Source organism: Streptococcus rifensis (assembly GCF_053203525.1).
The window spans coordinates 82,969-97,302 of the sequence record NZ_JBRUCW010000002.1 but is presented as its reverse complement, the minus strand read 5'-3'; the positions used below and the strand labels follow the sequence as shown (position 1 = coordinate 97,302).

At 42.0% G+C, this 14,334-nt stretch carries 13 protein-coding genes and 1 pseudogene; 9 read left to right on the top strand and 5 right to left on the bottom strand.

From position 1 onward, the window contains the following. Nucleotides 1-57 precede the first annotated feature (57 nt). On the top strand, nt 58-933 hold the full coding sequence (locus ACVRYP_RS01660) for an aldose 1-epimerase family protein (RefSeq protein WP_447467035.1): 876 nt from the start codon (nt 58-60) through the stop codon (nt 931-933). A gap of 306 nt (nt 934-1,239) precedes the next feature. Here ACVRYP_RS01660 and ACVRYP_RS01655 read toward each other — a convergent pair whose 3' ends face one another. Further along, nucleotides 1,240-2,244 carry a LacI family DNA-binding transcriptional regulator gene (locus ACVRYP_RS01655; protein ID WP_447467034.1) on the bottom strand — a complete coding sequence of 335 codons (1,005 nt, stop codon included), beginning with the start codon at nt 2,242-2,244 and terminating at the stop codon, nt 1,240-1,242. A gap of 144 nt (nt 2,245-2,388) precedes the next feature. On the opposite strand from ACVRYP_RS01655, the gene ACVRYP_RS01650 reads away from it, so the two are divergent. From ACVRYP_RS01650 to rplS, 7 genes and pseudogenes are all read left to right on the top strand, one after another. Then, the gene (locus tag ACVRYP_RS01650; RefSeq protein ID WP_447467033.1) at nt 2,389-3,564 is read left to right on the top strand and encodes a galactokinase; all 1,176 of its coding nucleotides are present in this window, start codon (nt 2,389-2,391) and stop codon (nt 3,562-3,564) included. A 22-nt stretch (nt 3,565-3,586) separates the two neighbouring features. Continuing rightward, the gene (gene galT / locus ACVRYP_RS01645; protein ID WP_447467032.1) at nt 3,587-5,053 is read left to right on the top strand and encodes a UDP-glucose--hexose-1-phosphate uridylyltransferase; all 1,467 of its coding nucleotides are present in this window, start codon (nt 3,587-3,589) and stop codon (nt 5,051-5,053) included. A 201-nt stretch (nt 5,054-5,254) separates the two neighbouring features. Next, entirely contained in the window at nt 5,255-6,211 is a 957-nt protein-coding gene (locus ACVRYP_RS01640) for an ABC transporter permease (RefSeq protein WP_447467141.1), read from the top strand. Beyond that, nucleotides 6,204-7,169 carry an iron chelate uptake ABC transporter family permease subunit gene (locus tag ACVRYP_RS01635; protein ID WP_447467031.1) on the top strand — a complete coding sequence of 322 codons (966 nt, stop codon included), beginning with the start codon at nt 6,204-6,206 and terminating at the stop codon, nt 7,167-7,169. The genes ACVRYP_RS01640 and ACVRYP_RS01635 overlap by 8 nt, the downstream gene beginning before the upstream one ends. Next, nucleotides 7,166-7,915, top strand: coding sequence for an iron ABC transporter ATP-binding protein (locus ACVRYP_RS01630; RefSeq protein ID WP_447467030.1), 750 nt, complete (start codon nt 7,166-7,168; stop codon nt 7,913-7,915). The genes ACVRYP_RS01635 and ACVRYP_RS01630 overlap by 4 nt, the downstream gene beginning before the upstream one ends. 21 nt (nt 7,916-7,936) lie before the next feature. Next, a pseudogene (locus ACVRYP_RS01625) lies at nt 7,937-8,893 on the top strand (siderophore ABC transporter substrate-binding protein). A 148-nt stretch (nt 8,894-9,041) separates the two neighbouring features. Next, entirely contained in the window at nt 9,042-9,389 is a 348-nt protein-coding gene (gene rplS, locus ACVRYP_RS01620; protein WP_447467029.1) for a 50S ribosomal protein L19, read from the top strand. A 222-nt stretch (nt 9,390-9,611) separates the two neighbouring features. On the opposite strand, the gene ACVRYP_RS01615 is transcribed toward rplS, so the two are convergent. Genes ACVRYP_RS01615 through ACVRYP_RS01600 form a run of 4 tightly spaced genes read right to left on the bottom strand, consistent with a single transcriptional unit; the run spans nt 9,612 to nt 12,293 of the window. Further along, nucleotides 9,612-10,427, bottom strand: coding sequence for a hypothetical protein (locus ACVRYP_RS01615; protein ID WP_447467028.1), 816 nt, complete (start codon nt 10,425-10,427; stop codon nt 9,612-9,614). Nucleotides 10,428-10,440: 13 nt separating this feature from the next. Then, nucleotides 10,441-11,211, bottom strand: coding sequence for an ABC transporter permease (locus tag ACVRYP_RS01610; protein WP_447467027.1), 771 nt, complete (start codon nt 11,209-11,211; stop codon nt 10,441-10,443). 13 nt (nt 11,212-11,224) lie between these two features. Beyond that, nucleotides 11,225-11,926: an ABC transporter ATP-binding protein gene (locus tag ACVRYP_RS01605; RefSeq protein ID WP_447467026.1), complete on the bottom strand. Its 702-nt coding sequence runs from the start codon at nt 11,924-11,926 to the stop codon at nt 11,225-11,227. 1 nt (nt 11,927) lies between these two features. Then, nucleotides 11,928-12,293 carry a GntR family transcriptional regulator gene (locus ACVRYP_RS01600; RefSeq protein WP_307120910.1) on the bottom strand — a complete coding sequence of 122 codons (366 nt, stop codon included), beginning with the start codon at nt 12,291-12,293 and terminating at the stop codon, nt 11,928-11,930. 147 nt (nt 12,294-12,440) lie between these two features. Here ACVRYP_RS01600 and lepA point away from each other — a divergent pair, with 147 nt between their 5' ends. Beyond that, nucleotides 12,441-14,264, top strand: a complete 1,824-nt coding sequence (lepA, locus tag ACVRYP_RS01595; protein ID WP_447467025.1) for a translation elongation factor 4 — start codon at nt 12,441-12,443, stop codon at nt 14,262-14,264. Nucleotides 14,265-14,334 lie beyond the last annotated feature (70 nt).

Here is a 14,334-nt window from a genome sequence, read left to right as displayed (position 1 = left end):
GGAAAGGACCTTGTCCTTTTTTAACAAAAGATAATGTAATCGCTTTAAGGAGGCCTTATGTATCATTTGAAAAACGATAACCTATCTATAGCTATTAAAACACTAGGTGCTGAGCTCAGTTCCTTGAAAGATAGCTCAGGAGTAGAATATCTGTGGCAAGGAGACCCTGCTCACTGGCCTGGTCAAGCACCTGTCTGTTTTCCCATTTGCGGAAGTCTCAGAGATGGGAAAGCTGTGACACAGACTGGTAAGTCAATCACTTTAGGCCGCCATGGTCTGGCGCGACGACAAGAATTTGAACCCTTAGATCAGGAGGAACACTCTATACGTTTCATTTTAAGAGATAGTGCGGAAACACGGGAAGTTTTCCCCTTTGCCTTCGAATTAATAATTGGCTATGAGTTGGATGGGACATCGGTTAAAACGACTTACGAAGTTCGTAATACAGGAGATGAAGCTCTGCCCTTCTTTATCGGTGGCCATCCAGCCTTCAATTGCCCAATAGAAGAAGGTCTGGATTACAAGGATTATCAATTGAATTTTGAAAAATTAGTTGAGCCTTATAGTTTTAATCATCTTCCTGGAGGATTGTTAGCTAAAACAGATAGAGTTTCTGTCCCTTTTGAAGGAGAGGTTTTGCCATTGGATCAAGCCCTTTTCGCAGATGATTCTCTAGCATTTGAAGCCATCTCAGCCAAATCTGTTAGTCTTGAAACACGAGGTGGCCAGAAAGTTTTTACGTTTGACTACGAGGATTTTCCAAATTTGGTGATCTGGTCTGCAGGAACCAATGCGCCCTTTATTGCTCTGGAACCTTGGACAGGCCTTGCTACCTTTGACACAGAATCGGATATTTTTGAAGAGAAGACGGGTGCGACCGTCCTGCCAGTTGGCGCCTCAAAAAGGTTTAGTTATACCGTGACGATTGTATAGAAAAAGGAGCAACAGCTCCTTTGAGAACGTAGACAAACCCTAGTTTTTCTGTCACCAGGACATTACAAAGTTCTAGCAAGGTTTTAAAGAGATGATCTTTTGCGAGCTAAGCGAGCAATTATCGAAACTTTCCGCTGTGATAAAAGTGCCTGAAACGCAATAGTTTCAGGCACTCGGAAGTTTTGAGACCTTAGGCTCAAAACTTAGGTTTGGAATCCCGAAGGGAGTCGCTACCGTCCGTTATCAACTAAGGAAAGTTTCAAAAGAGACTTTGTCTTCAATCTGAAAGGAGCAACAGCTCCTTTTTTATATACTTGATGCTCTGATGGTCAATTTTGTTGCTAATGTCACTTGTTTGACTGGCAAATCCGTTTCGTCACTGCTTAATACTTGGTGGATGAGGTCCACAGCAGCAGCTCCCATTTCTTTGGTAAAAACGGTAACACTGGATAGCGCTGGAAACACATAGTTGGTCACAGCTGTATCATTAAAGGAAATAAGGCTGACGCGTTCAGGAACTGCAATTCGTTCTTCTTGAAGCGCTTTAAGGGCACCGATGGCAAGATTATCATTAGCAATAAAGAAGGCATGAGGAAGTTGATCTTTTTCCTGATGAATGAGTTTTTTCATCATTTGATAACCACTCTCAGCTGTAAACGCCCCTACTTTCAGCCATTGAGACTGATATGCTTGGCGTTTTTCTAAGTACTGTTGAAAAGCAATCAATCGTTGATCGGCAACTATTTCTCTTTCATCAGCAGTATTTTCTTGACCGGTTAACATGCCGATGTCTTTTATACCCCGTTGCCAAAAATAGTCCAGAGCAGACTGAACCCCATAGGTGAAATCAGTGGTGACACAAGAAATACCATGGGCTAAGGTATTACTGTCTACCACTACCAAAGGAAGGTTATAGCCGGCAAGGTCTTTCAATTGGGGTTTACTAAATTTACCGATAGCAATGATGCCGTCTGATTGCTTAATAGGCTCCAGATCTTCTTGGTCAAAAATTCGGATGATTTCATAATGAAGTTCCTGAGCTTGTTTTTCTATACCTGTTCGGATGGCGTAATAGTAGAGGTCATCGAGTTCCTCGTGTTCACTATACCACTGGATGATCGCGAGTTTTGACTGACTCTTCTTAACAGGAACTTTTTTCATATGCTTGGTATAATTAAGCTCATCAGCAGTGTCAAAAATTTTTTTGCGGGTCTCATCACTAACGGATAAGGTTTGATCGTAATTAAGTACTCGAGAAACAGTTGCGCTAGAGACCCCGACCTTTTTGGCGATATCTTTAATGGTTGCCATACTATCTCCTTCTCTAGTTTTATTCAAACATTATACCACCAAATGATCAGTAAGTAAAACACTTAAAAAGTTTACTAAATATATTGAAATATTTACTTAAAAAATGTATAATAAAAGAAAAACAGCTCAAAACGGAGGTTTTTTATGACAACAGAGGAATTACAACAAGCTTTTTTAGACATTTTTGGACTGGAAGCTGAGGCGACTTTCTTCTCACCAGGCCGTATTAACTTGATCGGAGAACATACAGATTATAATGGTGGCCATGTCTTTCCGTGCGCCATCACAGTGGGCACCTTTGGTGCAGCCCGTAAGCGTGATGACAATCTCTTGCGGTTCTATTCTGCTAACTTTGAAGACAAGGGGATCATTGAAGTCGATCTTAAGCAACTTGCCAATGAGCCCGAGCATAACTGGGCTAACTACCCTAAGGGTGTGCTCAAATTCTTGAAGGAGGCTGGGCATCCTATTGAGACAGGGATGGATGTTTATGTTTATGGTAATATTCCTAATGGCTCAGGCCTTTCGTCATCAGCCTCATTGGAACTTTTAACTGGTATCATCGCCGAAGAACTGTATGGCCTCAATCTTGAGCGTCTCGATTTGGTCAAAATTGGGAAACAAACAGAGAACGACTTTATCGGTGTTAATTCAGGCATTATGGATCAGTTTGCCGTTGGGATGGGTGCTGAAAATCAAGCCATTCTGCTTGATACCAATACCCTGAAATACCAACTCGCTCCGCTTGATTTGGGCGATAATGTCGTGGTCATCATGAATACCAAGAAACGCCGTGAGTTGGTAGATTCCAAGTACAACGAACGCCGAGCAGAGTGTGAAGAAGCAGTCAGCGAGCTGCAAGCCGGTGGTGTAGACATTCAGACCCTTGGTGAACTAGATGGGCAGTCCTTTGATCAGTATGCCTACTTGATTAAGGATGCTAACCGCCTCAAACGTGCTCGTCACGCTGTCTTGGAAAACGGTCGTACCATGCAAGCTTTTGCGGCTTTAGAAGCTGAAAATATACCAGAATTTGGCCGTTTGATGAATGCTTCTCATGTTTCATTGGAGCATGACTACGAAGTAACTGGCCTTGAGCTTGATACCCTGGTTCACACAGCATGGGAGCAAGACGGTGTTGTTGGTGCTCGCATGACAGGAGCAGGCTTTGGTGGCTGTGCCATTGCTATTGTTGCGAAAGACAAGGTAGATAACTTTATTAAAACTGTTGGTGACCACTACCGTGAGGTTGTGGGTTATGATGCAGAGTTTTATGTTGCTGAGATAGCTGACGGGGCTAAAGTCTTGTGGCGTGCTTAATCGCTAGAATAAGGAGGAGCAGATGCCAACTCTAGTTCAACAATTTGTGACCAAAGTCATCGATCATGGACTCTTTGAAGAGTTGGATCGTGCTTATCTGGTCAATCGTGTCTTAGCCTTAGTTGGAGAAGATGACACTGAAGCACCTGAAGAGCTGTCCATTTTGCAACTCAAGGATGCCTTGGTAGCGCAAGCTATTGTTTCTGGAAAGATTTCTGATTTAGCGGATGAGCAGGACATGTTAGGGGCTGAGCTCATGAACCTTATCACGCCGAGTCCTAGCCAGGTTAACCGTCAGTTCTGGGCGACTTATGCGGAAAGTTCCGAAAAGGCGATTGCTGATTTTTACCAACTTAGTCAGGCCAATGACTACATTAAAGTGAAGGCTATTGCCCAAAATATTGCCTTTACAACAGAGACCGAATTTGGAGACTTAGAAATCACCATTAACCTTTCTAAGCCTGAAAAAGACCCTAAAGCTATTGCGGCTGCTAAAGCCATGCCATCTTCTGACTATCCGAAGTGCATGCTTTGCCTTGAAAACGAAGGCTATCAAGGGCGTATTGGCTATCCAGCTAGGACCAATCACCGGATTATCCGTTTTGATCTGCAAGGGCAAACATGGGGCTTTCAATATTCACCTTATGCCTATTTTAACGAACATTGCATTTTCCTGCATGGCCAGCATGTTCCCATGGGCATCACACCTGCAACCTTTAGTCGTCTTTTAGATATTGTCGAACAATTCCCTGGTTACTTTGCCGGGTCTAATGCCGATCTTCCGATTGTTGGCGGTTCTATCTTGACCCATGACCATTACCAAGGGGGTCGTCATACCTTCCCTATGGAAAAGGCCCCTATTGAGACACCAGTTTCGTTTGCTGGTTCTGAATCGGTGGAGGCAGGTATTGTCAAATGGCCGATGTCAGTGCTTCGTTTGCGCTCGAAGAGTAAATCAGACATCTTAGCCTTGGCTGAAAAGATTCTGGCTGCATGGCGATCTTATTCAGACGATTCTTTACAAATCAAGGATCAGACTGATGGGACACCACATCACACGGTGACTCCAATTGCCAGACGAGTGGGTGAGGATTTTGAACTGGATTTGGTCTTGCGTGACAATCAGACCTCGGCAGAATTTCCAGACGGGATTTACCATCCCCATCCGGATGTTCAACACATCAAAAAGGAAAATATCGGCTTGATTGAGGTCATGGGACTGGCTATTTTACCGCCACGTCTTAAAGCGGAAATGGCAGAAGTAGAAGACTATTTGCTCGTAAAAATCGACCAAGTGGCCCCTTATCATCAAACGTGGGCGGATCAGATTCGTGATAAATACAGTAATATCACAGCAGAAACCGTGACGGACATTGTCCAGCAGGAAATTGGACTGGTCTTTAGCCGGGTCCTTGAGGATGCTGGGGTCTATAAACGTACACCAGAAGGACAGGCAGGTTTTCTAAAGTTTATTAATAGTATTCGTTAACATCAACCGACTTATAAAAACTGAGGACAGCAATGCTGACTTCAGTTTTTTTGTAGATATGACCGTTCTGATTAACTGGCAACCTTTTTAAACTTCTTTAAATTCATTAAATTGTCAGATAATTTTAATAAAACCTTGCATTTTGTGAAAAATTTTGTTAAGGTAGATGAGTAAAAAAATTTAATGAGGGGGTGGTTTAGCATAAAAAGGAATTTCTTTTTAGGAGGTCTTTTAATAGTACTTTCTCTATTTTCCTTAACAATCGGGGCTAGAACAGGATTTTCTTGGTCCGCTTTGTTGGCTGGCGATCAAAACATGTGGCTTATTTTTCAAGCCTCTAGGTTACCTCGTACGCTAAGTATACTCCTTGCTGGGTCGTCCATGTCCGTGGCTGGTCTTTTGATGCAAACCATGACCCAAAATCCCTTTGCGGCACCATCGACAGTCGGTACTGTCGAAGCTGCTCAATTAGGGTTGTTGCTGAGTCTCTTTGTCTTTCCACAGTCAACATTAGCTCAGAAAATGACCTTTTCGTTTTTGACAGCGATTCTATTAACACTGATTTTCCTCAAATTGGTCAAAACTTTACCGATTAAAGAGCAGTGGGTCTTGCCCTTAATTGGTGTTGTTTATAGCGGAATAATCGGTTCCCTTGCCACCATCGTTGCCTATCGTTTTAATTTAGTGCAGTCTATGTCTTCTTGGTTACAAGGCTCCTTTGCCATGATTCAAACCAATCAGTACGAATGGCTTTTTCTTAATTCGATTATCTTAATATTGGCCTGGAGCTTGTCATCAGGGTTAACTCTGATGGGGTTGGGCGAAGATTCTAGCCGTGTTTTGGGATTATCTTATTGGCGTTATGAAGTGTTAGTCATTATCCTAGTGGCGCTGACGACTAGTGTCACGATTATGACGGTTGGCTCTCTTCCTTTCTTAGGAGTGATCGTTCCAAATGTCGTGAGATTATATCAAGGGGATCATCTGAAGCGCTCTTTTTCGACAGTAGCTTTAGCTGGGGCTTGCTTGGTTATGATTTGTGACATTCTGGCTCGAGTGGTTATTGCACCCTATGAAGTGTCGGTTAGTGTGATTTTGGGGATTCTTGGAAGTTTAGGATTTGTCATTCTTTTATGGAAGGGACGTGTTTATGAGTAACTCAAGTTCCTCAAGGAAATGGATCACTAGTCTACTGGTCCTGGCTATACTGGTGGCAGTGCTTTACTTCCTTCCCTTTAGTTCTCCTTTAACGACTTACGCCTTAAAAGCAAGAAGTCAGAAAGTACTTGCTTACTTTATAGTCGCTGTAGGTGTTAGCTTTTCAACTATTAGCTTTCAAACCTTAACAGGTAACCGCTTTTTAACGCCTAGCATTTTAGGGTTAGAAGCTGTCTATGTGTTATTACAAACCGTCTTGTATTGGCTATCCTGGCGCTTAGTGGGCGATCTATTTCTCCACCCTATCCTTGAGTGCTTGATTTTGATTGCTGTGCAATCTAGTTTCTTCCTCTTTTTACAGCCAGCCTTGAAACAGTTATTAAACCAAGGATTGCTCTTGATTTTACTCATCTGTATGGCGTTGGGTACCATGATTCGCAGTTTATCGACCTTTATCCAAGTCACCATGGATCCCAATGAGTTTGACCAACTTCAATCTAGATTATTTCCAAGCTTTCAGCGAATGAACGTCTCAATTCTAGGTCTTGGATTCGTTTTAATAAGTCTGTTTGCTATTGTTCTTTGGAAGAAATCAGCCATCCTTGATGTCCTCCATTTAGGGGCAGAGACAGCCACCATTCTAGGGGTTGATGTTGTGAGAGAAGAGCGGCTATTCCTCTGGATTATTACCATGATGGTGGCGACGCTCACCGCCTTGGTTGGCCCATTGAGTTATTTAGGGTTTTTGGTGGCTAATCTTACTTATCAGCTCGTTAAAACCTATCGTCACCAAGAGCTTTTTATTGTAGCGAGTCTCCTAGGATTTCTGATTTTAATCATTGGACAGTTCGTCATTGAACGCTTATTGGGCTATCGTTTTAACATCAGCATGATTATAGAGCTCATCGGAGGCCTGCTCTTCTTTTATTTAATCTTTAAGGAGAAAAAACACCTATGAAAATAGAAGCCATTTCCAAACGTTTTGGGGATGAAGCCGTTCTGACCGATATCTCCATGGAAGTCCCAACTGAGGGCTTTACAGCTTTTATCGGGCCAAATGGAGCCGGAAAATCCTCTCTCATTAATATTATGAGCCGTTTGTTGCCTAAGGAAAGTGGCTACCTCTGGATCAAGGAGCAGGAAATTGAGGCTTGGGACCATAAGGCGTTAGCCAGAGAACTGTCATTACTCAAGCAATCCCAGCATTACCACACCCGATTGCGAGTGGATGAGTTAGTCAGCTTTGGACGTTTTCCATACAGTGGGAACCGCTTGACGCAGGAAGATCAAATTAAAATTCAAGAAGCCATTGCTTATATGGGATTAGACGGTTTTAAGGATCGCTACATCCATACCTTGTCTGGTGGACAGTTGCAACGGGTTTATATCGCTATGGTTCTAGCCCAGGATACGGACATCATTCTCCTTGATGAGCCACTCAATAACTTGGACATGAAGCAGAGTATTGCCATGATGACCATTTTAAGGAAATTAGTGGACGATCTAGGAAAAACAGTAGTAATTGTCATTCATGACATCAATATTGCTAGTCGTTATGTCGACCATATGGTTGCTTTTAAAGATGGCCAAGTGTTTCAATCTGGCCCCACAGCTACCGTTATGACCAAGCCAGTCTTGGACAAGCTCTATGACATGTCAGTGCGAATCGTCGATATAGACGACAAACAACATTGTATTTATTAAAAAAGAAAAGGAAAATATAAAATGAACAATTGGTTTAAAAAATTATCAGCCCCCTTAGTTGCCATGCTAGCAATCTTCATGCTCATCGCCTGCTCTAACACATCGAACACGACATCAGAAACGACTAAAACAAGTGAAACTGCAGCAGAAGTGACCATTGGTGATGTGACTGTGCCAGTCAACCCTCAAAAAATTGTGACCTTTGATCTCGGAGCTGCAGATACCATTCGAGCACTTGGCTTTGAAGAGGCAATTGTAGGTTTGCCGACTCAGGGTCTACCAGCTTATCTCTCAGACCTGTCAGATCTCACCAGTGTCGGAAACATGAAAGAACCTGATTTAGAAGCTATTGCAGCACTTGAACCAGATCTGATCATTGCTTCAGGACGTACAGCGGATTATGTGCCTCAGTTTAGCGAGATTGCTCCAACGATCACGTTTGAGACGGACAATACAGACTACTGGACCTCTGTAAAAGCTAACATCACAGCACTTGCTAGCATCTTCGGTGAAGATGCTGTGGCAGAAGCCGAAAAACAACTGGCTAATCTCGATAGCCAAATTGCTGACATAGCATCAGCCAATGAAGCCTGAGATAAAAAAGCCCTTGCCATGGTCTTGAACGAAGGGAATATGGCCGTGTCTGGCCCTAATTCACGCTTTGCTTTCCTATATAGCACACTTGGTTTCCACCCGACTGATGCAGAGATTGAGGAGTCACGTCATGGTCAAGAGATCAGCTTTGAAGGGATTAGTGAAATAAACCCAGATCTTATTTTTGTCTTAAACCGTACCTTAGCCATCGGCGGGGATAATTCTAGCAATGAAAGCCTCTTACAAAACGAGTTGGTCCAAGCCACGAAAGCAGCTCAAAATGAAGGCATTGTGACCTTAACCTCTGACCTCTGGTATCTTTCAGGTGGCGGTCTTGAATCCACACAATTAATGATTGACGATGTCAAAGATTTTGCGAAATAATGGATATTTCCTATTAAATGGCAGGTTTACCCCTTGCCATTTTTTTCTAATTGTGGTAATATATTGCTTGTGTGTAATGGACGCACGTAAATACAGTTTATCCGCTGGGTTTAAAAGCACCTATGATTGACAAAGATAGGAGAAAAAAATGAATCCATTAATCCAAAGTTTGACTGAAGGTCAACTTCGTACTGATATCCCATCATTCCGTCCTGGTGACACTGTTCGCGTACATGCGAAGGTTGTCGAAGGATCTCGTGAACGTATCCAGATCTTTGAAGGCGTGGTCATCTCACGTAAAGGTCAAGGGATTTCAGAAATGTACACCGTTCGTAAAATTTCTAGCGGTATCGGCGTAGAACGTACCTTCCCAATCCACACGCCACGTGTTGACAAGATTGAGGTTGTCCGTTACGGTAAAGTACGTCGTGCGAAATTGTACTACTTGCGTGCGCTTCAAGGTAAAGCAGCCCGTATCAAAGAAATCCGTCGTTAAAATTAAGATACAAAAGGCGTTAAAAAATCGGTATGAAAATAGGAAATTAGCTGAAAATCAAAGATTTTCAAGCAAATTTATCTTTTTCACTAGGATTTTAGCCTGTGTTCAATTCGGATTGAAAGGTTCTCACTAGAGAGCCTTTTTTGTTATAGCTGGAAGCCATAACGAAAAAGAGAAGGCCCGATGACCTTCTCTTATCCGGCATTTCAGCCCAAGGATTTATTCTAGATTTAATCGATGTTTTAGCAGATAACTGGTAGCAAAGTAACTACTTGCAAGGCATATCAGATGAAAGACTAAGCTAAAACTAGCATACCAATAACGGCCAATATAATAATCTGAATAAGCGGGTATGAAGACCTCATAAAGAACAAAATATAGAAAACCGATGACAAAAAAGCTTAAAAACGAAAGCAAGGTCCGATGATTTTCAAAACTATGCCCAATAGCAATGGCCAGGTAAGTGATCAGAATAAAAGAGGATAACTGGGAAATGGTTACCAAAAAGTCGAAAGCAATGAAACCAAAGTCTCGGAACCATAAGCTTAAGCTATTCCATAAAGCGATGAAAGGGTCTGTGATACTGCTGAAAAAGTGAATTCCACTTAATAGTGTAAAACTAACAATGATAATAATCAGTGAAATGAGTGACCAGATGAGACTAGACAGTAGCTTACTCCCCAATATGTGATGGATGTTAGCAGGTAAAGTCATGGTCAAGTAACCCTGCTTGCCAAAAATATTCTCCCTAAAACGCTTGACGATTAGAAAAATGGTGGACAAAACGATGGTCATCATGACAACGCCATAGGACATCATCAATAGCATCAAAAGAATGGCCATGAATCCTTTTTGGCCACCAGATGCCAGCAGTTGGCCAAAAAGATAGGCAGAATCGTAAGATGATACGGTGTTTTCAACCATGTTATGGTACCAAAGTCCAACGACCACAGATAACATCAAGCTGATAACGTAAAGCCCGAGGTACCATTTGCTGACGGATTTGAATTCATACTTCAAAAGTCTTCCAAACATAAAACCTCCAGCGCTATTGGATATTTAGCTTGTATTTAATCATGTAGTGGGTTGCAAAATAAGTGATCAGACAAAAGACAATGTTAAAAGCAGAATTAAACCAATAGTAATGTTCCGTGATTCCTGTCCTATTAAGAACCAACATAACCATTATTGAAAGGAGAGCATAAAGAACAAAGAAGGCAACGAATGATAAAAGCACACGGTGACTTTCTGCCAGATGTCCTAGAGCTATGGCACAATAAAGCATAAGAACATTACCAACAGTTCCAAGTAAAAAGCTGATGATATATGGGGTTAGGTTTCCGGCAAAAATTTCTTTAAAAATCATCTGAAAATCTGCATTTACCCAGATTTCTTTAAGGCCAGTGAGCAAGTCAGTCCAGCCAGTATTAATCAAAACGATAATAAAGATAGACAGTCCGACAGCTAAAATGGATAGAAAATACCAAATGATGGCTGCTGTTAGTTTACTGAGTAGAATCTGGTGAGTAGTAGCAGGCAAGGTCATTGTTAGATACCCTTGACGACCATAGATATTGTCCTTGAAGCGTCTGATAATAAGCACCAAGGTTGATAATCCAAGAGCTGCAATGATTGCTCCAAAACTCGTAATGGTCAGTATAGTTAGTATAATAGTAATAAAAGAATCACTATCGGCAGTCTGAGACATGTGAGATACCCAGAATCCTAGGATAATAGCAAAGACGATGCTCAGACCATAAAGTCCGAGATACCATTTGCCAACAGATTTAAATTCCTGTTTTAAAAGTTTTCCAAACATACCTAACTCCTTTCTAAGCTCTGAAGTCGTCCCGGAAAAGTTCATCGATGGATTCACCGTGCTCAACACGGAGGTCATCGACATTTCCTTGGCGAACGATATGGCCATTATGAATGAAGACGACATGATCAAGAATACTTTCAATATCTGAAATCAAGTGGGTTGAAATCAGAACAGAAGCGTCGGGAGAATAGTTGTTAATGATAGTTCTCAAAATATAGTCACGGGCTGCAGGATCAACACCTCCGATGGGTTCATCAAGAATGTAAAGTTTGGCCTTGCGACTCATGACCAAGATTAACTGAACTTTCTCCTTATTTCCTTTAGATAATTTCTTAAGTTGAATATCAAGGTTGATATTCAAATCTTTCAATAGCAGTAGGGCTGTCTCCATGTCAAAATCATCATAAAAGGTTTTAAAGAAATCTAGAGTATCAACAACCTTCATATTATCGTCGAGATAGGTGGTATCGGGTAGATAGGACACAATTTTCTTGGTTTCCGGCGAGGGTTTCATGCCATTGATAAAGATTTCACCTTCATTTGGTTGTAAAAGCCCATTTAGAAGTTTAATTAAGGTTGTTTTGCCTGAGCCATTAGGACCTAAAAGACCAATAATGCTCCCTGGCATGAGGGTAAGGTTAATGTTATCTAGAGCAAGGCTATTGCTGTAACGTTTGGATAAGTTTTTAATCTCAACAAGTGGTTGGGACATTTTAGTTTCCTCCTAAAAACGATTCTAATTCAGGGATAATCTCGTTGTCTTTGAAGCCAAGATTGCCCATATTAGTGACAAAGTTTGAAAGTTCCTCTTGAGCAAGTGTGTGGCGCGTGACAGTGATCAACTCTTGATTATCGGTAACAAAGCGACCAGATGTTCGTCTGGAATAGACAAATCCTTGATTTTCAAGATCTGATAAGGCTCGTTGAATGGTATTGGGATTAACACCAGCAATTTCTGCAAGGTCTCGAACCGAAGGAAGACGGTCGCCGCTTTGAAGTTGCCCTGTTACGATTTGCAATTTGATGATGTTGCAAATTTGGATGTATATCGGTTGATTATTATCAAATTTCCAGGCCATAGCAGTTCCTTTCTGTTGTATTGTTCTATTTATATAATACAATAGATTTTTTTATCTTGCAAGTATTTATGCCTATTCTGAGAAAATATTTAGAAAGCCGTCCTATTTTCTGGTATAATGGGTTAGATGACAGAAAAAGGAACTAGTATGCAAATCGAAGATTTAAAAAAACGTCAAGAAAAAATTCGTAATTTCTCCATTATTGCTCATATTGACCATGGGAAATCAACCTTGGCTGATCGTATTTTAGAACAGACAGAAACTGTATCGACACGTGAAATGCAGGCCCAGCTATTGGACTCTATGGACTTGGAGCGAGAGCGTGGGATTACCATTAAGCTCAATGCTGTACAACTTAACTACACAGCTAAAGATGGCGAAACCTATATTTTCCATCTGATTGACACACCGGGACATGTTGACTTTACTTATGAGGTATCTAGATCCTTAGCGGCCTGCGAAGGAGCCATTCTTGTTGTAGATGCGGCTCAAGGAATTGAAGCCCAGACACTGGCTAATGTTTATTTGGCTTTGGACAATGACCTTGAAATCATGCCTGTCATCAATAAGATTGACTTGCCAGCAGCGGATCCTGAGCGGGTGCGTGGTGAAATAGAGGATGTCATAGGTTTAGATGCTTCTGAAGCCGTTTTAGCATCTGCTAAAGCAGGCATTGGGATTTCTGAGATTCTAGAACAAATCGTTGAGAAGGTACCGGCACCAACAGGTGATGTTGCAGGTCCGCTCAAGGCCCTTATTTTTGACTCTGTTTATGATCCTTACCGTGGGGTTATTTTGCAGGTCCGGGTAATGGATGGTGTGGTGCGACCAGGCGATCGCATTCAGATGATGTCCAACGGTAAGACCTTTGATGTCACAGAGGTTGGTATTTTCACACCAAAAGCCATTGGGCGTGAGTTCTTAGCAGCAGGTGATGTTGGCTATATTGCCGCCTCTATCAAAACGGTGGCAGATACCCGTGTCGGAGATACGGTAACTCTTGCTGATAATCCTGCTGATGCCCCCCTTTCAGGCTATAAACAGATGAACCCGATGGTCTTTGCGGGGATTTACCCGATCGACTCTAATAAGTACAATGATCTGCGTGAAGCATTGGAAAAACTGCAACTCAATGATGCCAGTCTTCAGTTTGAGCCTGAAACGTCTCAAGCCCTTGGATTTGGCTTTCGTTGTGGGTTCTTAGGGCTTCTCCACATGGATGTTATCCAAGAGCGGATTGAGCGCGAGTTTAATATTGACCTCATTATGACAGCACCATCGGTTGTCTACCATGTCAATACGACAGATGGGGAGATGATTGAGGTTTCCAACCCATCTGAGTTCCCAGATCCAACCCGAGTGAATAATATTGAGGAGCCTTATGTCAAAGCCCAAATCATGGTTCCACAGGAATATGTCGGGGCGGTTATGGAATTAGCCCAACGGAAGCGTGGGGATTTTGTGACCATGGACTATATTGACGACAATCGTGTCAATGTCATCTACCAGATTCCACTTGCTGAAATTGTGTTTGATTTCTTTGATAAATTGAAATCCTCTACCCGTGGTTATGCAAGCTTTGACTATGAGCTATCTGAATACCGACCAAGTCGTCTGGTTAAGATGGATATTTTGCTCAATGGGGAAAAAGTCGATGCCCTCAGCTTTATTGTTCACAAGGAATTTGCCTATGAACGTGGTAAATTAATTGTGGATAAGCTTAAGAAAATCATTCCACGTCAACAGTTTGAGGTGCCGATTCAGGCTGCGATTGGTCAAAAGATTGTGGCCAGAAGCGACATCAAGGCCCTCCGTAAAAATGTCCTAGCCAAGTGTTATGGCGGTGACGTTTCCCGGAAACGCAAACTCCTTGAAAAGCAAAAAGCTGGTAAAAAACGGATGAAGGCGATTGGTTCTGTTGAAGTTCCGCAAGAAGCTTTCCTCAGCGTACTGTCAATGGATGAAGAGTAAAATGGTGTAGAAATTGAATAGAAATGTTACACAAGAACTGTGTCCACAATTAATTGGGACACGTATCGGG